This window comes from Frigoribacterium sp. UYMn621 (assembly GCF_040549525.1).
Classification (GTDB): Bacteria; Actinomycetota; Actinomycetes; order Actinomycetales; family Microbacteriaceae; genus Lacisediminihabitans.
The window spans coordinates 1-22,499 of the sequence record NZ_JBEPTM010000020.1; the positions used below are offsets into that span (position 1 = coordinate 1).

Consider the following 22,499-nt stretch of genomic DNA (forward strand, 5'->3'; position numbering starts at 1 on the left):
AAAGCTATTCTTAACACCCTCGCAATGACCTACGGCGACCGCCTAGGACTCAACTAGCCGATGACCAGTTACACAAGAAATCTGACAGACCCCGCTGGGCCTGTCGCCCTGATCAGCAGGTTTCCGCGTCAGTCAGTCCCAATGGGCGATGGGGCCGCCTTGGGGCGGGTGGGAGCTGATCACTCGAAGGTGCGCGGCCTTGACGGCCGGTAGCAGCGCAGTGAAATAGCCGACGATTGCTGCCTCGCTTCCCCCTGCCGAAAGGATGACGGCACGATACCCGCATTCTGCGCCGCGGCGAACCAGAACCTTCTCCGCAACAGGCTGTCCCTGACCGTCGAGGAGGGTGAAGCGTCCGGGAGGACCCTCAACGGTCGCGAGCACAGGATGCCAGACCATTTATGATCCTTCACGGGGAGCCTCCGACCAAGCTGATTAAATTCTAACCGCGCAGAGTTCCCCCCGAGAGGGGTGTGTACGCGCCTTTCCTGACGTTGGTGATTCTCTGCGATGAACCGGTACTCCGACGGTGAACACGCTCGAAGGTGCTCCTGAACTATTGGCAACAGAGCCCTGAATGTCACGGGCGGCGGAACCAGGTGCCAGAACCTGTGAACCCTGCCCGTTTAGCGATGCCCGGTTTCTCCGGTCTGGCAAGCTCGTGTTCCTCACAGCGAAAGCCTGTGCCCGCATTCCCCTTGCGGTTCGGCCAGCTGGCCAATGAGTGTCGCTCGCCTCATTCTGACCTCTCAATCTTCCTGGCACCGTCGTAGGACCTTTGGCACTCGACAACGACGGTGACGACGCTGGAAGGTGGAGTGTGCGACATCCCACGCAGCTCGGCGACGGTGGAGGAGATCCCATGACTCAGACGGACAGCAAAATCGGGTTGTTGAACGACCCCGGGACTGAGCATGGGTGGTTGCGGTCTCCGCAGTGGGTTCGGCTGTCCATGGGGGCCGGGGGGTTCGCCTTTGCGGGGAGCATAGTTTCTCTCCTTGATACCCGGGTGTACGAGAATTTGACTGCAGTGTTCCTCGCCCAGGCGCTTGCGCAGGACTTGGCCAACTTGGCTATCGCGCCCCTGCTGCTCGTGGCCGCGGTGTTGGCGCTACGCGGGTCTCTTCGTGCCTACCTAGTCTGGCTCGGGGCGGTGGCCTTCACTTTCTACAACTACGTGATCTACACGTTCGCGATACCATTTGGCCCGATGTTCCCTCTCTGGGTTGTGGTCCTCGGACTCGCCCTGTTCTCGCTGATCGGAGGACTTCAGGCTGTGGACGCGAAAGACGTGAGCGCACGGTTTGCGCGCCCTCGCACGGTAGCCACATCGGCCTGGTTCCTGCTCGTGGTCGCCGGACTGTTCGCTCTGCTGTGGCTGTCCGAGGACATCCCGGCGCTGCTCAGCGGCTCGACTCCCAAAAGCGTGGTGGACCTGGCGCTGCCTACCAACCCGGTCCACATTCTCGACTACGTGTTCTTTCTACCCGCCGCAGTACTTACCGGCATCGGTCTTTTTCGTGGAACACACTTCGCCTATCCGGCGGCCCCCGCATTCTTCGTCTTCCTCCTCCTGACCTGCCTGCCCATTCTCATCACGCCATTTGTCCAGCATTCGGTCGCTGCCAGTGCCGGGATGCTTGGTGTGATTGGCCTTCTGGCTGTGGCTCTCGCGACGGTTCTGGTCGTCCTGCTGCGCACCGTTGGCGCAACAGAGGTGCCGAAAAGTCCGGCCCTTGTGGTTCCGGAGGTCCCCTTACTAGAGGGCGTCGAGTTCGCGAGACAGCGCGGCTCGAAGTACCGGAAGGTCCGGGCAAGTTTTGGGGTCGGAGACGATGGTTATCGTGAGTCGACCGGCGTAAGACAGGACGGCAAAGGACACGGTGACGTTTCCGGCGGCAACAGTGAGCGGCACAATGTCCCTAACTAGGAACCCGCCGAAGGTCAACGCGGTCGCCGGCCCCCGCACATTTGTGACGAAGGTCTGCACCACACGCTGATGGTCGACGAAATGTTGGAAGAGGCCCACTCGCGCGAGAGCTCGAAACAGAGGCCCGAGAATGGCCGCTGAAGCACCGCGGGTGGACAGCTTCTCCGCTCGCGTGATTGTCGCCACCGCTGCCAGCCGATCCAGCGGCGCACCGGTGGCCGGAAGGCGAATCGGCACTGCTCCAGTCTGGTTACCGAGAGATCCTGCTCCCGCTGCCCGACGGGAGGAGAAAGGGATTGAGATCACAAACTCGTTCATATCCTCGCCGCGCTGAAGTAGTAAGTGCCTCAGCGCTCCCGTGATCGCGCTGAGTACGACGTCGTTTACGGTGGCGCGGTTGGCATGCCCCACCTCCTGAATTGCGGCAAGGTCGCAGGTCACTACCGTGAAACGTTGACGTCCCTTGATGGGCTTATTTAGCGAGGATCTCGACGCGTGGGTGCGAAGCGAGGGACCCAGTTGCCCGAGAGCCTGCCCAAGCCGGACGATCTCCTGTGGCAGTCGTCGGATCACGCCCAGTGCTTCAAGCGCAGCGTCTTTCGCGAGTTCGGTGCGGCTCGGTGCAGCGTGCGGAAAGATCGGGTTCGGAGTTTTAGGGTTCCCGTCGGCTAGCGCGGACAGGATCGCCAGACCGGCAATGCCGTCAGCGACAACATGATGGAACACGATCACCAACCCGGTGCGACCGTCGTCCAGTTCGGGCACTATGAGGGCAGTCCACAGCGGGCGGTCGCTCGGCAGTCGAGTGGACAGCAATTCCGACGCGATCTCCAGCAGCCCGCCCATTCCCCCAGCGGTTGGACGCGAAACAACAGCCACATGGTCTTCTATTTTGAAGCGGGGATCGTCTACCCAGACCTGTCGACCGAACAGGATGCCCGGACGCACTAGACGTTGCCGCAACCGCGGGACCGCAGGCACCCGCCGGCCGATCGCAGCGATCAGGTCAGCGGGATCACACCCTGCCCGAGTGTCCAGGATGAGGGCGGCGCCGACCTGCATAGGCACGGTCCCTCGATCGGTCGCCAGCGACATGAGGTCGTCGGAGCTGACCCTATCGACGCGTGCCATCAGCGCAGGTACCTGATTTCGAATACCGGATAGTCCGCGGCAATCCGCTCGAATTGCGCGACCGGTTCACGGCGGTCGACCGGAACGTGCGCGCGAGCACCAGGGGCTTGGTCCAGGTAGGCCTTAAGAATTGGGGCGCGATCTTCCGCAGCGATCTCGGTGAGAAGTACCGGTCGTCTGCGGCCCGCGTGGACGATGGCGTGCCCTCCGGCGGCTCGGATATTGCGGACCCACCGTGAGCGTTGGCCGAGCATCGACACCAGAAATTCGCGGTGGTCGAAATTGGCAATCACCAGCGGAAGAATAAGAGCCGTACCGGATGTGGGGTTGACGGTTTCGAGAGTCACAGCCCAGTGCGGACTGAGCCCGAGTGAGAACATCTTCGCGCTGAGATCGTTCAAGAATCGTGCGGTTCGATTGGGCCTTCCGCCGGCGTACATCCGCCGTCGGGATTGATCGCGGATCATGCCGCCGTCACGGATTCGACTCCTGGCTGGGTGTGCTCGAAGGTGACGAGAACCAGCGGCGTGCCCTTCGCGACTGGTACGTGCCAGCGTTGACGGTATTCTGCGATCAGGGTGGGGTATCGAGCCTCTGAAGTGTCGGTTACTACCGCGGTGGCGGGTTGCCAAGCCCCGTCAATGAGAACTTCGATGGCGCTGGGACGCCTGAGGTTACGCCACCATTTCTTGCGTTCCGGATGCCCCGGGACCACGATCAGGCCGTTCGAAGTTCTCGCGAGTTGGACAGGCAGTTCGAATTGATTTCCCGTGACGTGCCCCCGTATTCGCAAAAGCACCAGGGACTTGGATAGAACAGTGCGTGCAGGCGAGGAGAGAAGCAGTGCGACAAGGCGGTTGGCTGTTGACTGACCGTCGAGCGACGGAGCGAGTAGCCCGCTGACCAGTCCCAGGACGGCCCCGGCCACGACACCGGTTGCGGTTCCCGACATGATCACCAGGGGGTATTTCCAATCGGGTCCGGGTGTTGTCGCGCCGAGGAAGATGATCGTCATCGTCGGCGCCCAGGCGAGGGCGCTTATTCCGATCCATCGCCACGGATGACTGACCAGTGGTACGAATCCACCGGCTTGCACCGCCCCGAGGACGGCTCCCATGACGGTCCCCAGTGCGGCCGCGCCGACGACGATCAGTACGATCATCGGAGTCGAGTCGTCGGTGACGGAAGACAGCTGGCTGGGTGTCGATGCGGCAGCCCATCCCAGCCCGGCAACGAGCACGGTCAGGACAATCCACCGAAGCCGGCTGAGCCCGGGTAGCCACCGCTTTAGCGCAATGGACTGCAGCCCTCCCAGGGCCACCCCCTCGATCAGTCCGCCGCCGACAATCAGAAGGAGGCCGAGGATACCGCTTGCGCTGCCAGCGACCCCTACAACGAATTCCGGAGCGCGCGCGGCGGCGGCCGCTGCGGACATCCCGATTGCTTCGGCCACCGCGCAGACGGCGATCCACCACCCCAACGGAAAAACACCGGGATGCTTCACCGGGCTGACCTTCGTCAGGCGGGTCATCGTGACGGGAATCTTCGCGTCGCAGGGCTCAGAACACCCAGTATCACCAGAACGAGCAGCAGTTCTATGATTCCGAGCGCGAGGTACATGGCCTGCAACCAGGAGTACCCGGTGATCGCCAGTTCGACGAAGATCCAGAGGATCATGCCGAGACCCGCGACCGCAGTTGCGACGTGGCCATAACGGTTCTGTCGCTGGGTGGTGATCGCAGCAAACCCCTGGGTGCCGCCGACCAGGACGCCGAGGACCAAACCGGGGACCACATAGGAGGTGAACGGAGTGCCCTGTAGGTACTCGAGCGGAACTCCGGCACCATTAGCAACGACCCCCAAAAACCCGCCCGCCACGGCTGAGATCGTGCCAAAATAAAGCACCACGACAAGGACGGGTCGAGCCCACAGGATCATGGTGCGTGAACCAGGTCTTTCGCATCTCGTCTCATCGAAACCGGATAGTCGACGGTTGCAGTACCCATGCGCACGAGCATCTGGATGGTTTGCCCCTCGGGGGCGTACTCGGAATGGATTGCGGCGTATGGCCCCGCCATCGTGGGGTACTCCTGAAGCACCTGGCTGAGGGGTTGCATCACCAGCCCGAGCGTGCGCGCGTGGAGACAGAACTGGGCATACAGGATGCCTGCCTGGACTTGCTCTGCACGGCTGTTTCCCGGAGTGCTGATCAGCGCATAGGCAGCAGTGTGAGCCACCCCGGCTGCGGTGAGGGCTATGGCGTTCTTCGCACCGGTCGCGTCATCGTTCAACGCGGGATCGATCGTGATCAGCCCCTGGAGGAAGTACTTCATAAACCCGCTGGTTCCTTGACCCTCAACGGCAAATCCGGAGCGCGCAGTGTTCTTAGCCTGCTCAGTGCCGTGGAAGACAGCATCGCTTTCCGAGGTGGCGGCGATGTTCTTAGTTTCGATCAGAGTGCCCTGGATTCCGAACTCGCCGAGGGTCTTCATATCCGACTTGTCACTGAGTATCGACAGGCGTGCAGTCGATGCGTCACCGACTGAGGTCAGCGCACTCGTCTGAGCCGAGGTGAGAGGCGCGTCGGAGTATGGGGAGCGATTGGTGTCAGACAAGAACAACGATGCGTAGTCGTCGGTCTTCGTGGACGGGTCCTTCGCCAAGGTGATGCGCGCAACCGGATGTTCGCTCATCGATGTCTTCAGATTGGTTTCGTCGTAGGTCCCGTTCGGAAAGAGATCAAACGACGCCGAATACCCGAGGTGCTCCGCTGCCACCTGAAGGTAGGCGAGGAAAGTGCCCTGCGAGACCATCGTCTGCCGCGCCAACGGATCGACTGCCGAAGTCAGCCGGGTCGGATCGGTGTAGAGGTAGAGGACATCCGGGTCTGTCGTGTCGAGCTGAACGGTCCACGGCTGCATATTGTGTCCGCTCGGGGCCAGCACAGCGTGAGCCACGACTCTCATTCTCACGTCCTTGAACTGCTGGTAGTAGCCAGCACTCCACGGTTTGAGGTAGGTCGCCGGTACGAAAATACCCCCGACCGTCAAGATCGCACCGAGACCCAAGGCGAGCACCCCGACCACCGACCCGACAGTGATCCACGCGATTCGCCGGCCACGGTGCTTGTTCATGACGACGTCGCTCCTCAGGTGCTCGGGACGGGCGTCGGCGAGACGACCTGCGCCGAACCCGGCACAGGCTGCCGAGTCGGTTCCGCCAGATGGACGATCAGCACGATGACACCCGCGATAGGCAGCAGCAGCCAGAACAGCTCGGCCCAGGTGCGGCCAACATCGCGCAGGCGACGCACCGTCACGGCCAGCGTCGGAACAAGAACCACCAACCCGAATGCGCCAGAAAGACTCGCGCCAAGGTACACGGTCCCCTGATCGGTGAATATATTCAGCGCATTCAACGCAAGATGCGCGATCACACTAAACAAAGAGAACCACCAAAATTCCGGCCTGCCCGCAGCACCAGTAAAGTCGGCATACTTGCGCAGAACCGCGCGGACGGCCTGACGCATGTTCATGGGAGCGTTCCTTCTCGAGGGGATGACGATCTTCCAAGAGTGCGTCCGGTCGGCCCACGTTCCCAGTGCCAAAGGTCCCGAGCAACCTGCTCAACAACTGAGTCGAGTGAATTAGGCCAAGTTCAGGCCCGAGTGGTGTCCTTGCCCGGCGGTTACCATCTGTGTCGACTCGAGATAAGTCGAATATTTCGGGCCGTTCTCGCTCGGGCAGCGTCCGTTGGATCCGCCGCGATAATATTGGACATTCATCCACCGCAGGTGATTCAAGGCGTGTGGCACAAGGACATCGGTGAGCACGTCCGTGCTGAGTACCAGTACTGCGAAAACGATACGAGCACGAGATGCCCCGCGCGGTACGGGACAAGATACGCGTCGACAAGTAGTACCGCCCGTTAGCGCCATCCGTTGGACAATCGCCGGGTACCCCCAGCCCGCCCGGGGCCGAACTTTCTGACGGTGCCCGTAAGCCGGACCTTTACCGGGCTGAATTTGGCACCCCCACCGGAAATCGAATTGAGCGTGTTTTTCCGCTTGGAGGGGTGCCCGCAGGGGAACCTCATCCGGGAAATATCCTGCACCGGGCCCGAACCCCGCGGGGCGTGGTGGTGGTTTCCAACTCTGAAAGGCTAATGGGTGTGCAGATTCGTCAAGTGACGCCCGCTGACATTCCTGCGGCGGTTGCCTTGTGGGGCGGGGCTTGACACTCGTCCCAAGAAAAAAACTGATCGAGTCAAAACTCCTCTGGTCTGCGAGCCAGAACATCCCGACCATTGGGACGCTCTCCACTCCCCAAGTCAGGTTTTATTCGTTGCTTACTCAGCGACACTCACAAAGACACCACCAACACCGATTTGGGATTAAGAGCACTTTCGAACTCGAGGGTGCCCGCAAGGCCCTCCTCGCATTCGCCGAGTTCCCGCAACGGCATTGGCGGCAGATCTGGTCAACGAACCCGCTGGAACGGGTGAACAAGGAGATCAAACGCCGCACCGACGTCGTCGGTGTCTTCCCCAACCCCGCCGCTCTGCTTCGCCTCGCTGGGGCGGTCCTGGTCGAGCAACACGACGAGTGGGAGGCCGGCGACCGGCGCTACTTCTCCGAGTCCTCCATGCTCGAGCTGAAGACCATGAACGACCCGACCTCAACGTTCGAGGAGGTGGCAACAGGGACTGCCCAGGGTTTGCTTGACACCTGACCTGTGAGGATTTCCTCGCTGGAAGGATGTTCATCATGCCCAAGCCGTATCCGAAGGAGTTCCGCGACGATGTCGTGGCTGTTGCCCGCAAGCGTGAGGCTCCGTTGAAACAGATCGAGAAGGACTTCGGAATCTCCGAGGGTTGCTTGTCGAACTGGTTGAAGAAGGCCGACGTCCAGGCCGGGAACCGCCCTGGCCTGACCGATCAGCAGTCAGCTGAGCTGCGGGAGGTCAAGAAGCGAGTCCGGTTGCTGGAGCAGGAGAACGAGGTCCTGCGTCGGGCTGCCGCGTATCTGTCGCAGGCGAACCTGCCGGGAAAATAGTCTTCCCGCTCGTCCGTGAGATGGCCACGGCCGGCACTCGAATCAGGGTGCCGGTCGCGGTGGCGTGCAGGGTTCTGAAACTCAGCAGACAGGCGTACTACCAGTGGCTCGTCGAGCCGGTGTCGCAGCGGGACTGGGACGACGCGCACGCGATCAACGTGTTGCGTGAGATTCACGAGGACGACCCGACGTTGGGCTACCGGTTCTTGACCGACGAGCTCGGCGACGTGGGCATCACGGCGTCGGAGAACCGGGTCTGGCGGCTATGCCAGGCGGCAGGTGTGTTCGCCTCGCACCACCGCCGTCGCGCCAAGGCCAGCAAGCCCGGCCCGCCGGTCCACGACGACCTCCTCGCGTTCGTCGACGAGCACGGCGTGACACGTCACGACTTCACCGCCACCGGGCCGGATCAGAAGTGGCTGACCGATATCTCCGAGCATCCGACCGGTGAGGGGAAGCTGTATCTGTGTGCGGTCAAGGACTGCTGCTCTGGGCGGATCGTGGGTTACTCGATCGACTCGAGGATGAAGTCCTCACTGGCCGTGTCGGCGATCCGCAACGCGATCGTGCAGAGGTCACCGCACGGCACGATCTGCCATTCGGATCGTGGCTCGCAATTTCGTTCCAAGAAGGTCCAGCGGCTGCTGAAGAACAACGGCCTGCGGGGCTCGATGGGCCGAGTTGGATCTTCGGGCGACAACGCCGCCATGGAGAGTTTCTTCAGCCTGCTGCAGAAGAACGTCCTGGACACCCAGCGATGGGAAACCCACGACGAGTTGCGCCTCGCGATCGTGACCTGGATCGAGACCAAGTACAACCGACGCCGCCGTCAACGACGCCTCGGCAAGCTCACCCCGGTCGCGTTTGAGACAATATACGCAGCCGCAAACGCGGCGTAAGAATCACAAACCCCGAGTGTCAACAAAACTCTGGGCAGTCCCGGGCGACCACACTCCACGATGCGATACGGCGCAAACTGAACGCCAGAAAACGTTGGTGGGAGCCAGGCACGGCAGCCCGTCCCTGCGCACCAAAAACAATCTCCGCGAAAAGCGCGGCGGAACCAGAAAACTATCTGAGGGCGGGCGGCAGGTCAGAAGATGTGCACATTCGCGGACAAACCACCATCTATCGGGGCGACATCATCATTCGCCGTCCACAGCGCAGCAGTCGATGTTCGTGGTGAAAAGACTCACGCACGTCGGGCGCAATACCTGAATGACTAAGTGGCTGATGCCGAAAGGGCTCATTCGCGGGATGGCCGGCAGCAATCCAAATGGAAGGGCCGAAGGTCCTTTCTGGCAATAGTCACAGGCGTACGAAATTCTGTGGCTTGAAGCGTAAAGTAATCCCTGTTGCTCCAGTCCTCGGCGGCGAATTTATTCGCTCCGAACAGAGGATTGTCATGGCTGCAACAGCCACTCCGTCGCCCTCGGCACTTCGTGTCGGTGTTCTCACCGAAACTGAAGAAGGCGAGCACCGGGTCGCCCTTGATCCTGGAGCGGTCGCCAAGCTCGTCAAGGCTGGCCGTACCGTGCACATCGAGTCCGGTGCTGGCGAAGCCGCGAGTTTCACCGATGAGGCGTACACAACTGCCGGAGCTACCATCCAGACCCGCGCAAGCATTCTCAAACACTCCCAGGTCATTGCGGTTGTCCGTACACCTGACGACAAGCTCGTCGCAGCCCTCACGAAGGATCAGGCCGTGGTTGGCCTGCTCAATCCTCTCAACCGACCCGACATGATCCGCGAGCTCACCAAACGCGGGGTTACCACCATCGCATTCGAGTTCGTCCCGCGCACGCTCAGCCGGGCGCAGTCGATGGATGCGCTGAGTTCCCAGTCGAGCGCGGCTGGCTACCGTGCTGCGATCGTGGCCGCGAATGTTTTCGGTCGGTATCTGCCGATGATGATTACGGCATCTGGAACGGCGACCCCAGCCAAGGTCATTGTGATCGGCGCGGGCGTCGCCGGTCTGCAAGCGATCGCCACTGCCCGGCGTTTAGGGGCGGTCGTCACTGGCTATGACATCCGCGACGCTTCGCGCCAAGAGGTCGAATCGCTGGGGGCGAAGTTCCTGACCAGCTCGGTCGCCAAAGGCTCAGGCGCTGGCGGCTACGCACGTGTCATGACCGATAACGAGAAAGCCACCCAGCAGAAAGAACTTGACGACGCACTCGCCGACTTCGATGTCATCATCACGACCGCGAAGGTGCCAGGTCATGCCCCGCCGGAACTCGTCTCCGCCGCCACATTGAAGACCCTCCGAGCGGGCTCGGTCTGCATTGATCTCGGCTCCAGTTCGCTCGGCGGCAACGTCGCTGGCTCCGCGGAAGGTAAGACCACGGTCACGAAGGGCGGCGTCACGCTCGTCGGATGTGGCGAGCTCGCGGCCGATCTGCCCGCCTCAGCTTCGCAAATGTATGCACGCAACGTGGTTGCCGTTCTCGATTCGCTCGCCCCGGAAGGCGAGATCGTGATCGACCCGACAGATGAGGTTCACCAGGGCATCGTCGTCGGTCACGACGGCGAAGTCACTAACGCGGCGATGCGCAAGGTGCTGAAGCTCGACGCGTTACCCGATGCGACAAAGGTCAGCGCCCCCACAGCTGATGCTCCTAAAGCCGACGCCCCAGCATCCAACGCACCCACGTCATCCGTTCCCGACGACACCACGAAGAAGGCCGCCTGATGGAAGCCCTGTACAGCAACCTTGCAATCTTCGTCCTCAGCCTGCTCGTCGGCGTCGAGGTGATCGGCAAGATCCCCTCGACACTGCACACCCCGATGATGTCGGGGTCGAACGCGATCCACGGCGTCGTCATCGCCGGTGCCGTCGCGACCGCCTCGGTCGCGAACAGCCCGCTCGGATATGTGCTCACTTTCGTCGCCGCAGCTCTCGCGGCCGCCAACGTGTTCGGCGGGTACGTCGTCACCGACCGGATGCTCCAGATGTTCACCCGGCACGCCCCCGCTCCCGCGGTGACCGCACCGGCAGCGCCTGTCGCCACTAACTCCAAGGACCCCTCATGACCCTCTTCGCCTTCGTCATCGGCGTGATCTACCTCGCCGCCGCGACGCTCTTCGTTGTCGGGCTGCATCTCATGCGCCTGCCCTCGACCGCTCGCCGCGGCAACCTCATCTCGGCGGGCGGGATGGTCATCGCCGTCGCGGCGACGATCGTGTTCTCGCTGATCAACTCCGGGGGGAGCTGGATCGGCTGGCTCGCGCTCGTGCTCGGTGCCGCGGGTGGTGCGGCATTCGGGATCATCCGCGCCCGCACGGTCAAGATGACCGACATCCCACAGCTGGTCAGCATCTTCAACGCGGTGGGTGGTGGAGCGGCGGCGGCGGTCGCCTTCGCCGACTTCGTGCTGCATACGAGCGGTGCGCGATTGGATCTCACGTCGTCCATTCCGATCGTGCTCGACGTCGTCATCGGTTCGGTCACGTTCTCGGGTTCGCTGATCGCCGCGGGCAAGCTGCAGGGCATCATTTCGGGCAGTCCGATCACCTTCCCCGGCGCGCGGATCGTCAACGTCGTGGCCATCGGAGTTGCCCTCGCGGCGGGGGTCTTCGCGATCGTCATCGGGGACAACATTCTGTTCCTCGTGGTCGTGCTGGTTGCGTCGCTCCTGTTCGGCGTGCTCATGGTGCTGCCGATCGGCGGGGCTGACGCTCCGGTGATCGTGTCGTTGTTGAACGCCTTCACCGGCCTCGCCGTCGCAATGGCCGGGTTCGCGATCAACAACCAGGCGCTGATCATCGCCGGTGCCCTCGTGGGGGCGGCGGGCACCATCCTGACCCTGCAGATGGCGAAGGCCATGAACCGCTCGGTGCTGGCCATCGTGCTCGGCGGTTTCGGCACGGGCGACTCGACGTCGTCCGCGCCGGCGGATGCTCAGGATCTCGCCGATGTGCACGAACTCACCGCCGACGATGTTGCCGTGCAGCTGGCATACGCCCAGCACGTGATGATCGTCCCCGGCTACGGGCTCGCGGCCGCCCAGGCGCAGCACGAGGTCGCCGAGCTGGCCAAGTTGCTGATGGCGCACGGGATCGACGTGAAGTACGCCATCCATCCGGTGGCCGGCCGCATGCCGGGTCAGATGAACGTGCTGCTCGCGGAGGCGAACGTGCCCTACGAGCAGATGCTGCAGTTGGATGCCGCCAACGTGGCTTTCGACAACTGCGACGTCGCCCTGGTGGTCGGCGCCAACGACGTCTACAACCCGGATGCCCGGAAGCCGGGCAATCCGGTCTCGGGCATGCCGATTCTCGACGTCGACCATGCCAAGTCGGTCGTCATCCTGAAGCGCTCGATGCGGCCTGGCTACTCCGGGATCAGTAACCCGCTGTTCACCGACCCGAAGACCGGCATGTTCTTCGCGGATGCCAAGAAAGGCCTCGCCGATATCACGGCGGCGGTCAAAGAGTACGTCCCCGCCTGATCCCACCATCTCTCTCCACGAAAGGCACACCATGAAGGCAGCAGTCGTCACCACATTCGGATCCCCACTCGAGATCCAGGAGCGGGACATCCCCGAACCAGCAGCAGGCCAGGTGCTCATCCGGATGGAGACCTGCGGTCTCTGCCACACCGACATTCACGCCGCGCACGGAGACTGGCCGGTCAAGCCGACCCTGCCGCTGATTCCTGGCCACGAGGGCGTAGGAATCATCGAGAAGCTCGGTGCCGACGTCACCGATCGGACCGTCGGCGAACGGGTCGCGATCGCCTGGCTCGGCTCGGCCTGCGGAGAATGCCGCTACTGCATCGACGGCCGCGAGACCCTGTGTGAGAAGCAGCAAGACAGCGGCTACTCGATGGACGGCGCATTTGCGGAGTACGCGGTCGCCAGTGCGAAGTATGTCGTTCCCGTACCCGACGGCATCAGCTCGTTTGATGCCTCCCCGCTCAGTTGCGCGGGACTGACCACCTACAAAGCCCTCAAAGTTGCCCACATCACGCCGACTGAACTCGTCGGCGTGTTCGGGATCGGCGGGCTCGGCCACCTCGGCGTGCAGTACGCGAGCATTATGGGCGGCCTCGTTGTTGGAATTGACATCGAGCAGGAGAAGCTCGACCTCGCGACCGAACTCGGCGCCAGTCATGTCGTGAATGCGGCGACCTCGGATCCGGTGGTCGAGATCCAGAAGCTCGGCGGTCTCGATGTAGCGCTCGTTCTCGCACCATCGGCGAAGGTATTCGCGCAGGCTTTCGCCTCACTACGACGCGGTGGACGACTGGTCTGCGTCGCCATGCCGGCGACCGGTGCAATGGAGATTCCGATTTTCGACACCGTCATCAAAGGCATCTCGATCATCGGCTCGATCGTCGGAACCCGTCAGGACTTGACGGAGGTTTTCGCCCTCCACGCGGCAGGAAAGACCCGAGTAGTCGCCCAGACGCGCGAGCTCGATGACGTCAACGCCGCCATGGCGGAGGTCCTCTCGGGCGACGTTCCGGCAAGGCTCGTCTTCGAGTTTGCGCACGCGGTCGTCCCGGTGACGTGATGAATCCTTTGACCGCCGCATTGCCGGAGGCAGAGTGGTCGCCGCAGGGACCGGTCTTGGAGCTTCCCGATGACGAGAGCTGGGAGCGTTTGCGTGAACGGAGTCTCGGGCACCTGGGTGTCAGCGTCGACGGGCAACCGGAAATCTATCCGGTGAACTACGTGTGCGATCGACAGACCGTGTTGTTCCGGACAGCAGCTGGCGAGAAATTGCGCGACCTGATGATCAACCGCCGAGTCGCTTTCGAAGTGGATGCCGAAGTCGAGAACGGGACCTGGAGCGTAGTGGTCAGCGGACGTGCGTCTGTGCTTCCCAACGAACCTCCCCTGAGCGTTGAGCTGCTCGACAGCATGCCTCCGTGGATCCCCACCCAGGAGGCAATCTGGGTGTGCATTGTGGCCGAACATATCCGCGGCCGTCAGTTCGAGCATCACCTCCCGACTGGAAGGATCTAGCACCCATGACGTGCCCCCAAGGTTCCAGCGGTTTTCCGACGCGAAAAGCCTGGTTCATGACTGAAGCCGATCCCGAAGACATGTCAGAAACGCAGCCCACCGACATGCCCTGGAGGGCTAAGCAGCCATCCGCTGCTGACGCAGGGCCGCAAGAATGACGCCGCCAATCATCGCCGAAGGTGAGTCCTTAACAGCAACGAACGCAGTCTCTGTGCGGTCTGATAACAATTCCACCGATAAGAAAGGCACTACGAAATGACGTATCAAACCATCAACCCGTACACGAACGAGGTCGTCGCAACGTTCCCCGACGCTACTAAAGAAGAGGTCGAGGCTGCCATCGCGGCCGCGCATGAGGCGTTCCTTTCGTGGCGCGAGACCGCCTTCTCAACACGGACAGCGTTCCTCGCCAAAGCAGCAGAGTTGTTGCGAGCGGACAAGCGACGCTACGCCGAACTTCTCACTCTCGAGATGGGAAAGGTAATCGCCGAAGCCGAAGCGGAAGTCGATCTCTCAGCCGACATCCTGCAGTACTACGCAGACCAGGGCGGGAGCCTGTTAGAGACAGTGACGGTGCCTGTCGCCTATGCGGCGGAAGGTGAAGTGGAAATAGTCAGCGAACCGCTCGGAGTGCTCCTTTCCGTGGAGCCTTGGAACTTCCCCTACTACCAGGTGGTGCGCGTAGCGGCACCCCAGCTGCTTGCCGGCAACACCATTCTGCTTAAGCACGCGAGCAATGTGCCTCAGGCCGCTGCGATGTTCGATGATCTGTTCGCACGAGCCGGTCTGCCGGCCGGCGCATTCCAGAACCTGTATCTGCCGCACGAGTTGACAGAGTATGTGATCAACGACCCACGCGTGCGCGGTGTCGCTCTCACCGGTAGCGAAGAGGCGGGCTCGATTATTGCCTCATACGCCGCAAAAGCGGTGAAAAAGAGCACCCTCGAACTGGGCGGAGCCGACGCGTTTGTTGTTCTCAAAGACGCCGACATAGACAAAACAGTCGACTGGGCAGTCTTTGGCCGTTACTGGAACGCCGGGCAGGTCTGCGTCTCGGCAAAACGCATCATTGTGGTAGATGAAGTCTTCGATGAGTTCCTCGAGAAGTTCCGCGCCGGGGTTGCCGCGTTGAAAACAGGAGATCCGATGGATCCTAAAACAACTCTCGCACCAATGTCATCCCAGGGAGCTGCCGACAAACTTGCTGGCCAGGTCACAGAGGCCGTCGCCGGCGGTGCGAAAGCAGAAACCCTTGGTGACCCGGTGCCGTCGGTCGGCGCGTTCTTTCAGCCCACAATCCTCACGGGCATGGGCCCCAAAAATCCGTCCTATTACGAAGAATTCTTCGGACCGGTCGCGATCGTGATCAGGGTCAAGGACGAAGCCGAGGCGATCGCCGTGGCAAACGATTCACCATTCGGCCTCGGCGGGTCAGTGTTCACCAAGGACACCAAAAACGGTGAGAGGGTGGCGAGGAAGATCGATACAGGAATGGTGTACGTCAACCATCCGACGATGGTGAAGGCCGACATCCCTTTCGGAGGGGTCAAACATTCTGGGTACGGTCACGAGTTGACCAACCTTGGTATCCAGGAGTTCATCAATAAGAAAGTCATCGACGTCGTCGACATCAACGCAGCCTTCTAACCTCCACCTCGGCCGGCCAGCTCATCACCCTGGGGCTGGCCTGCCAGTAATCGGTGCGAGAACTCGCGCCTGCACAGTATTTGGCTACGGAATCGAAGGAATCTTGTGGAGAAGATGAACGCGTGGGTAACAGGCGATGCGCCCGGGCAGATCAGTTTGGTTCGTAAAGCCATACCTATACCCGGCCCCGATGAGGTCGCGATTCGGGTGGTAGCGTGCGGGGTGTGCAGGACAGATCTTCACGTGATCGACGAGGAGCTGAAGCCCCACTTGGCCCACGTAACTCCCGGGCATCAGATTGTTGGCACAGTGACAACCCTCGGCGAACGTGTACAGCACCTGCGAGTCGGTGACACAGTAGGGATCGCCTGGCTGCGGCGCACCTGTGGGGTGTGCCTGTGGTGCAGGAGCGGACGCGAGAACCTCTGCCCGGACTCTCAGTACACGGGCTGGGATGCCGACGGAGGTTTCGCCGAGTACGCGACCGTGCCCGAAGCGTTCGCCTATCTTCTGCCGGAAACGACCAACGCGGCGGAAGTAGCACCCTTGCTGTGCGCAGGAATCATCGGATACCGAGCGCTGTCCCGTGCCGCTCTGCCCGTCGGCGGCACCCTCGGAATCTACGGATACGGATCAAGCGGACATATCACCGCCCAAATTGCCCAAGCCGCCGGGGCGACCATCTACGCCATGACTCGAGGGACCTCCAACCAAGATTTGGCACGCAGTATCGGTGCAGCCTTTGTCGGCGGTGCAAGCGCAGTACCGCCGGTGAAGCTGGATTCAGCGATTATCTTCGCACCCGCTGGCAGGCTTGTGCCGGTCGCGCTTGCCGCAACCCAGCGCGGGGGGACCGTTGTTCTGGCCGGAATCCACATGTCTGACATACCTGCGATGAACTACAGCGACAACCTCTTCAACGAACGCGACCTGCGCACGGTCACTGCAAATACCCGGGCCGACGGAACGTCCTTCCTCCAACTCGCGCAAAACCTCTCTCTCACCCCGACGGTCACCACCTACCCGTTCGAGAGCGTAGACACCGCCCTTTCCGATCTGCGGGCCGGCCGAGCATCCGGATCCCTCGTCATCACTATGTGATGGCCCGCCCGAACGTCTCCTCCATCTCTCAATCACTGAACCCCACGCTCGAGTGCGCCGGCACGGCGATACGAGGCAAAGCAAGGGAAAGCCTGCTTCTTGCCGAATCGCCGTAACTTCATCGCTGAGTTCCGCGCTGACGCTGAGCCCACAGGGTTTTGGCCCCGCTTCCGTCCGGAAGAGGGACGATCACCGGACGGGATTTCGCCGGGTTCCTCGAGGCCGATTCCGGGGCGTATTTCGCCATTTTGGGTGCCCGCAAGCGGAACCTCTTTCGGGACCGTCGTAGCCAGGTCTGAATCGCCGAAGGAATTGATGCGACATGTCTGTCTCACCCGCGTCGAAACGATGAACGAAGCTAGAGAAGTCCAGCTATCGCGACTACTTCTCAAGCGCGACATGTCCATCTCTCGACGCGACGGGACCATTGACAACGCGCGACAGTCTTCGATCACTCCGCGTGTGAAGGGCGGCTTGCATCGCGCGAGCGCTCGCACCAGACCTCCCCCGGTGGCGTCCGCCGACGAGTATCGGAAAACGTGCTCACCCGCTCGGCGCCGGAGCAGGAGCCGCGCGACCGTCGGATTTAGAGATGCAGTGCAGGCCGGTAGATGAGCTCGAGCGTGCGGCCGTCGAGCGTTCGACTTTCGAGCAGGTCGAGGTCGAAGTCGGCCGTGCCGTAGAAAATAGGCTCGGTTCCGGTCTGCCCGGTGAGCACGGGGAAGAGGGTGATCTGCACGTGGTCAACAAGCCCGGCGGCCATGAGCGCCCGGTTCAGCGAGAGGCTACCGTGGGAGCGTAACGGTACCGGCGATTCCTCCTTCAGCCGGGTCACGATCTCCACGGCGTCACCGGATACGAGCGTTGCGTCCGGCCAGTCGAGCGGTCCCTGCAGCGTGCTCGATACCACCGTGGCCGGCAGGTTCCGCATCGCGGTCACCCACGGATCACGCACGTCGGAGTCATCAGTGCTCTCGGCGAGCATCTGCGCGAACTGCCGGTAGGTGTCGGCGCCGAGGACCATCCGCTGCGGTTCGCTGTACAGGGCCAGACGGTGCTCGAGCAGCTCAGGGCCTTGCTTGCCCCAATAGCCGCCCCAGTCGCTGTTGCCGTTGTTCGAGCCGAAGCCGTCGACGCTCGAGAAGATGTCGAAGGTGTAGGTGGTGGTCATGATGGTGCTCCTCTTCTTGAGCGACTGTCTTACCTCCGCAAACGAACGGGCATTCATCATCTTGGTACCCAGGTGCCGCGATTGTCATCAACGAACTGTCTCGTGTCCACTTCAAATGCATCTCAAAGGGGTCTTCTGCAAAGGCAGATGACATCTGAGATGTCTTGTCCCGTGGGCGACCGTTGCCGCCCGGGACTGGGACGATCACCAGGCACGCTCACGCGCCCTCGCGGGATCTAGTTCAAGACCACTTTTGGACCAATATTTCCGCCCGTTAGCGGAACGATGTGCGGGCGGTTTAGTTAGAGGGTCTCGTTTGCTGGCTTTGAGAATAGGTTTACCAGGTTGCCGTCGGGGTCGCGGAACAGGGTCGATCGGTTCCCCCACGGCATGGTTGTCGGCTCGAGCACAATATTTTCGAGTGTGTCTTTGAGGCGGGTGGACTCCGCGTCGACGTCGGTGACAAGAAATTCGATGATCACCGAGTTGTTGGCTCCCGGACCGGGTGCATGCTGTCCGAGCGTCGCTACCGTCGTGGTGCTGGCAATCGCGAGGACAATGGTTCCGGTCCGTATTTCTGCGAAGGCCGCTGCTGGTCGTACTGCGGTTGTGGCCGTAAGCACCTCGTAGAAGTGGGTGAGTCGGTCGACGTCACTGGTGATGATTCGGATGGATGCAAATTCCATGGTGTTCCCTTCAGTCGGCCCCGCTGGCTCGACACCACCATCCTGCCGCTGCTTGGCGACACCGTCCTGTCGGTGTTTAGCGATCCGGCATGCCGGAACTCACGGTTCGTAATTCGCCACGCGGAATATCGAGGTCCTCGATGCGGAACGGGCGCTGCGGTGATCGTTCACCGGTTGACACCGCCGCACTGATCCGTTCGCCCTTGAACGCGCGAAGGTCATGACGGAGCCGACACCAGGCAATCAGATACCAGTCACGTCCCTTCCCCACGTAGCCAAGAGGCTCGATCGCCCGGGAAGTCTCGATCCCAGTGCGGTCCCGATAGACGATTTGGAGTACATTTCTGGTGCGAAGAGCACCGGCAAGTTCCATTGGCATCTCTACTGCGGGGCCGTCTTCGAGCAAGTGAATTCGGGTCGCAAGATCCGCGGTCTCACCCAAGCTTCGGTCATCCATCACAGCCACCACTTTTCGCAGCGCGGACGTCGCCGCATCGCGGAAAGGACTGGTGGCCAACATGCCGAGCGAGATCGTGACGGCAAGCGCCTCGTCGACGGTGAAGCCCAGCGGTGCGAGCGTGCGTGCGGGATCGAGGCAGTACCCACCGGTCCGGCCAGGTTCTGCCCAGATCGGCACCCCGGACTGTTGCAATGCTGAGAGGTCCCGCTCAATAGTTCTGGAGCTGACATCGAACTTCATGGCGAGCAACCGCGCGCTCCTCGGTCGCGGCGCTACCGCCCGCAACTCCTCCACCAGCGCGTACAAACGATCAGTGCGATTCACAGAACCACCTTAGATACCAACAAGCGGAACAACCACGCCCGGCATCCGTTAGCTCGACAAGGAGCAGGCAACGCTGACAACGCACCTCGAGACCTGATCGAAAGCGAACTCGGACTTCCAAGGTGCCCCAGCGGAACGCTGAGTGCCTATTCCGGTTCGCGCGCTGTTTTGGCCCCGAGGATTGGTGCTCGATCTCGTACTATCGAAATCGCATTATCCGCGACATCTTGGTTGACAAGGGCCGCGACTAGTAGGAGGCACGGATCCGGAAGGAGTGACCCTTGACACGTCTTCAGACCATCTCAACCACAAGTATTGGTGAGGCCTGGTTGCAGGTTGCTGAGTTGATTCTCGACGGCGGTGCACCGTCAGAGTACGACGGGCTGCCCATTACAGAGCTGGAGCGGGTCGTCTTGGATGTGGAAGGGCCCGACCCGACCGATTCGGTGATTGCGAAATACGCAGACCCCGAGCGCCTCCAATGGATGCGCTCAAATTTCACTGATCGCGCACGCGTTGCGGAACTGGGGAATGCACGCAGCTATGCCAGCCGATTCTTCGACTACGCAGGGGTTGGAAAGGATCAGCTCGAGTGGGTCACAGACCGTCTTCGAAAGGATCCGCTGTCCCGGTCTGCGACGATCACGACATTCGAGCCCCTCACCGACACCACCTACATCCCCTGCGTGAGTATGCTCGATTTCTGGATCCGAAACGGATTGCTCGAACTTATCGTGTACGCACACAGTATCGATTTCGGCGCGAAGGGTTACGGCAACTTACTGCAGCTGGCCGAACTACAGACCATCGTCGCCGCGCGGCTGGAAATCCCGGCCGGCCCACTCGTATTCATCATCAAATCCGCACACATCTACGAGCGCGACATCGCCTACATGACAGACGCCCTGAACCAGGCCTCGAGACGAGGACCAGCAGAACACATCGCACCATCATCTGATCACAACGACTGCCGCTAGACGTCGTTTCTCGCAGTCCAGACGGACGCAAACAAACCGAAGCCGACCGCCATGCTCGACCGCAAGCCGAACCATTTACGGACGTCCGCGGGTGAAAGGGACTCCTATCCGATTAGGTTGCTGGAGTTGCCGCGTTATTTTCCGATGGGAAGAGCACGTCTGGTCTATGAGCTGGCCGAAGAAGTTTTGCCCATATGGCGGCCGCGATCGCCGTGAGCACAAGCATGGGAGCTGCGCCAGCGAGTATCGAGGTCTGTTGGTAGCCGAAGGGGAATGTAGACGCGGCGAAGGAAGCGCGCACGTTCCCCAGAAGCGACGCGGCAACCCATTGGGCGATATATACCAGGAAGGGAAGGGCAACGGCGAGGGGCCGATTCCGTACCGTCAGCAGGGCCGCCATTGCCAGGCTTGTCCAGATTGCCGCGCAGAACCCAACCCAGAACGAGTACAGAATTCCGAATGTCAGCGGTCCTAACGCCAACAGTTGGCTGTAAGTGCTTTCCGTGAAGCTCGAGGTCACTGCAGTTTCCGGAGTCAAGAAATAGACGCCCGGGTCAACCGACGGATTTCCGAGCGCAGGCCAGACATAAAAAGCCAGCACGAACAAAAGGAACGTGGAAAACGCGAACGCTACAAAGCTGATACCGCCAGCAGTGGCAAGGCGAGCAAAGAGGTAACTTTCCCGACGAACGGTGACCCGTTCCGACGTGGGCACTTCTCTATAAAGACGTAGGCAACTGATGAATACGACATAGAGGGGGAACAGGAGGTAGATGAGAGGTCCACCGCCCATAAGGTAGCTGAACACTCCGAAGCTTCCACGGAGGGCAACACCTGGTCCTCCAAATAAGTGGAGGACATCGTCCCGGACCACTGCGAAATACAAGGGGATCGCTAGCAGCAGGAGGAATATGGCCGGCTGAACCCAGCTGAGTGTGGCCCTCAACTCACGCCCCCAGATTTCTCGGCGAACAGTCCCCGCAGTGACCCCGAAGGCACCCACCACTATCTGGAACCTACCCACGCCAACCTGCTCGGCATCTCTCAAGTCAGCGGCCCATTGCTCGGCGTAACGGGCGCGATTGCCTCTTGGCAGGCCTACGGCGGCGATCCCAACGAGCCATTCAGCGAGCTTTGACATCAGATCGCCCCATCGACAAGAAACTTGGCGGACACAAGGTGCTGATCCGACTTGGCGATCACAGCCGCCGCAGCGGGCGCACCCTCCGCGGTGAGCCGATACAACCGACGACGCGGACCAGTTCGCGAATCATCTATTTCCCACTCGGACGAGACCCATTCCATGCGCTCCAGCCGATCAAGAATCGGATAGACGCTGCCCGCGGGTCTTCCGCTCTGTTTGACCACCTGCAACCCCCAGGTCGGATCGGCCGAACCGGCAAGAACGCGCAGCACGTCAGTAGTCGCTGGAGTAACCCGAGTCAATTCCCTCATGTTTTGACTCTACCTATATAGAGATAGAAATACGAGAGTTGTCCAGAACCTGCGTCCGTCACTCTCTCCGGAAGGACAAGGCCAGCCCGGGCGGGAGATGATCAGCGGCCGGCATTCACGATGCTCTCGGAGTCGGAGTCGGAGTCGGAGTCGGAGTTGGAATTGGAATTGGAGTTGGAATTGGAGTCGGATTTGAGGTGGCGGTGTTTTCGGCTGCCCGAAGAGGCGCCTTCGTTCGGGCAGGACACGACAAGTTCGGTAGTGGCGCGGTTCGACCTGCCCTGAAGAAGCGTTGTCTCCCTCGCTCGGTGTGCATCCGTTTGCTCACCATGATGCTTCTGCTGGGGGCCAGACGCAGGTCCTCCCAGAGTGGGTGATTCCTGTCAGACATCGTCATAGTCTCGAGTCGAGATGCTGTCTTCCATCTTGTGTCGCGTCTGAGCGGCGTGATCGATCGCGAGATCGGTCGGATAGTCGAGACGGGCGACGCGTCCGGTGGGACTGCCCCCGGTTTGGTTGACTCCTGACCTGTGGAGATTCGTCTCCGCTGGAAGGATGTCACCATGCCCAAGCCCTACCCACTCGAGTTCCG

General features: G+C 61.4%; 22 protein-coding genes and 1 pseudogene. 10 read left to right on the forward strand and 13 right to left on the reverse strand.

The features are described from left to right. Window positions 1-132: 132 nt before the first annotated feature. From ABIB54_RS16650 to ABIB54_RS16680, 7 genes are all read right to left on the reverse strand, one after another. Entirely contained in the window at window positions 133-399 is a 267-nt protein-coding gene (locus ABIB54_RS16650; RefSeq protein WP_354576648.1) for a hypothetical protein, read from the reverse strand. A gap of 1,360 nt (window positions 400-1,759) precedes the next feature. Then, complete coding sequence (locus ABIB54_RS16655) at window positions 1,760-3,061, reverse strand: wax ester/triacylglycerol synthase domain-containing protein (RefSeq protein ID WP_354576649.1); 1,302 nt, start codon at window positions 3,059-3,061, stop codon at window positions 1,760-1,762. Continuing rightward, a complete protein-coding gene (locus ABIB54_RS16660; RefSeq protein ID WP_354576650.1) occupies window positions 3,061-3,462 on the reverse strand; it encodes a nitroreductase family deazaflavin-dependent oxidoreductase in 402 nt (133 codons plus the stop codon). Before ABIB54_RS16660 ends, ABIB54_RS16655 begins: the two co-directional genes overlap by 1 nt. Before the next feature lie 62 nt (window positions 3,463-3,524). Further along, on the reverse strand, window positions 3,525-4,592 hold the full coding sequence (locus tag ABIB54_RS16665) for a nitroreductase/quinone reductase family protein (protein WP_354576651.1): 1,068 nt from the start codon (window positions 4,590-4,592) through the stop codon (window positions 3,525-3,527). Continuing rightward, a complete protein-coding gene (locus ABIB54_RS16670) occupies window positions 4,589-4,969 on the reverse strand; it encodes a hypothetical protein (RefSeq protein ID WP_354576652.1) in 381 nt (126 codons plus the stop codon). The genes ABIB54_RS16665 and ABIB54_RS16670 overlap by 4 nt, the downstream gene beginning before the upstream one ends. Before the next feature lie 26 nt (window positions 4,970-4,995). Further along, the gene (locus tag ABIB54_RS16675; protein ID WP_354576653.1) at window positions 4,996-6,195 is read right to left on the reverse strand and encodes an Acg family FMN-binding oxidoreductase; all 1,200 of its coding nucleotides are present in this window, start codon (window positions 6,193-6,195) and stop codon (window positions 4,996-4,998) included. A gap of 14 nt (window positions 6,196-6,209) precedes the next feature. Beyond that, complete coding sequence (locus ABIB54_RS16680; RefSeq protein ID WP_354576654.1) at window positions 6,210-6,596, reverse strand: DUF805 domain-containing protein; 387 nt, start codon at window positions 6,594-6,596, stop codon at window positions 6,210-6,212. Between the two features lie 883 nt (window positions 6,597-7,479). On the opposite strand from ABIB54_RS16680, the pseudogene ABIB54_RS16685 reads away from it, so the two are divergent. From ABIB54_RS16685 to ABIB54_RS16725, 9 genes and pseudogenes are all read left to right on the forward strand, one after another. Further along, window positions 7,480-7,791 (forward strand): annotated as a pseudogene (locus ABIB54_RS16685) (transposase); the annotation flags it as partial. Between the two features lie 35 nt (window positions 7,792-7,826). Further along, window positions 7,827-9,013, forward strand: a protein-coding gene (locus tag ABIB54_RS16690) for an IS3 family transposase (RefSeq protein ID WP_354576655.1) whose coding sequence is annotated in 2 segments (ribosomal slippage) — window positions 7,827-8,105 and window positions 8,108-9,013 — 1,185 coding nt in all. Because the reading frame shifts where the segments join, the coding sequence is not laid out codon by codon here. A 434-nt stretch (window positions 9,014-9,447) separates the two neighbouring features. After that, window positions 9,448-10,806, forward strand: coding sequence for an NAD(P) transhydrogenase subunit alpha (locus ABIB54_RS16695; protein WP_354576656.1), 1,359 nt, complete (start codon window positions 9,448-9,450; stop codon window positions 10,804-10,806). Further along, on the forward strand, window positions 10,806-11,147 hold the full coding sequence (locus ABIB54_RS16700) for an NAD(P) transhydrogenase subunit alpha part 2 (RefSeq protein WP_354576657.1): 342 nt from the start codon (window positions 10,806-10,808) through the stop codon (window positions 11,145-11,147). Before ABIB54_RS16695 ends, ABIB54_RS16700 begins: the two co-directional genes overlap by 1 nt. Then, window positions 11,144-12,565: an NAD(P)(+) transhydrogenase (Re/Si-specific) subunit beta gene (locus ABIB54_RS16705; protein ID WP_116284687.1), complete on the forward strand. Its 1,422-nt coding sequence runs from the start codon at window positions 11,144-11,146 to the stop codon at window positions 12,563-12,565. The genes ABIB54_RS16700 and ABIB54_RS16705 overlap by 4 nt, the downstream gene beginning before the upstream one ends. Before the next feature lie 31 nt (window positions 12,566-12,596). After that, complete coding sequence (adhP, locus tag ABIB54_RS16710; protein ID WP_354576658.1) at window positions 12,597-13,631, forward strand: alcohol dehydrogenase AdhP; 1,035 nt, start codon at window positions 12,597-12,599, stop codon at window positions 13,629-13,631. Continuing rightward, window positions 13,631-14,086: a pyridoxamine 5'-phosphate oxidase family protein gene (locus ABIB54_RS16715; protein WP_354576659.1), complete on the forward strand. Its 456-nt coding sequence runs from the start codon at window positions 13,631-13,633 to the stop codon at window positions 14,084-14,086. Before adhP ends, ABIB54_RS16715 begins: the two co-directional genes overlap by 1 nt. Window positions 14,087-14,341: 255 nt before the next feature. Continuing rightward, window positions 14,342-15,733 (forward strand): NAD-dependent succinate-semialdehyde dehydrogenase, encoded by a 1,392-nt coding sequence (locus tag ABIB54_RS16720; protein WP_354576660.1) that lies wholly within the window; start codon window positions 14,342-14,344, stop codon window positions 15,731-15,733. Window positions 15,734-15,847: 114 nt separating this feature from the next. After that, window positions 15,848-16,834 (forward strand): zinc-dependent alcohol dehydrogenase family protein, encoded by a 987-nt coding sequence (locus ABIB54_RS16725; protein WP_354576668.1) that lies wholly within the window; start codon window positions 15,848-15,850, stop codon window positions 16,832-16,834. A gap of 586 nt (window positions 16,835-17,420) precedes the next feature. Here the strand turns inward: ABIB54_RS16725 and ABIB54_RS16730 are convergent. The 3 genes from ABIB54_RS16730 to ABIB54_RS16740 form a co-directional block, all read right to left on the reverse strand. Continuing rightward, window positions 17,421-18,005, reverse strand: a complete 585-nt coding sequence (locus tag ABIB54_RS16730; RefSeq protein WP_354576661.1) for a dihydrofolate reductase family protein — start codon at window positions 18,003-18,005, stop codon at window positions 17,421-17,423. A 302-nt stretch (window positions 18,006-18,307) separates the two neighbouring features. Beyond that, on the reverse strand, window positions 18,308-18,691 hold the full coding sequence (locus ABIB54_RS16735; RefSeq protein ID WP_354576662.1) for a VOC family protein: 384 nt from the start codon (window positions 18,689-18,691) through the stop codon (window positions 18,308-18,310). Window positions 18,692-18,767: 76 nt separating this feature from the next. After that, window positions 18,768-19,475: a helix-turn-helix transcriptional regulator gene (locus ABIB54_RS16740; protein WP_354576663.1), complete on the reverse strand. Its 708-nt coding sequence runs from the start codon at window positions 19,473-19,475 to the stop codon at window positions 18,768-18,770. 281 nt (window positions 19,476-19,756) lie between these two features. On the opposite strand from ABIB54_RS16740, the gene ABIB54_RS16745 reads away from it, so the two are divergent. Next, on the forward strand, window positions 19,757-20,452 hold the full coding sequence (locus tag ABIB54_RS16745; RefSeq protein WP_354576664.1) for a thymidylate synthase: 696 nt from the start codon (window positions 19,757-19,759) through the stop codon (window positions 20,450-20,452). A gap of 112 nt (window positions 20,453-20,564) precedes the next feature. Here ABIB54_RS16745 and ABIB54_RS16750 read toward each other — a convergent pair whose 3' ends face one another. The 3 genes from ABIB54_RS16750 to ABIB54_RS16760 all read right to left on the reverse strand — a co-directional run. Further along, on the reverse strand, window positions 20,565-21,593 hold the full coding sequence (locus tag ABIB54_RS16750; RefSeq protein WP_354576665.1) for a hypothetical protein: 1,029 nt from the start codon (window positions 21,591-21,593) through the stop codon (window positions 20,565-20,567). Next, window positions 21,593-21,907 carry a PadR family transcriptional regulator gene (locus tag ABIB54_RS16755; protein WP_354576666.1) on the reverse strand — a complete coding sequence of 105 codons (315 nt, stop codon included), beginning with the start codon at window positions 21,905-21,907 and terminating at the stop codon, window positions 21,593-21,595. Before ABIB54_RS16755 ends, ABIB54_RS16750 begins: the two co-directional genes overlap by 1 nt. 383 nt (window positions 21,908-22,290) lie before the next feature. Continuing rightward, the coding region (locus ABIB54_RS16760) for a hypothetical protein (protein WP_354576667.1) at window positions 22,291-22,499 on the reverse strand (209 nt) is incomplete at its 5' end.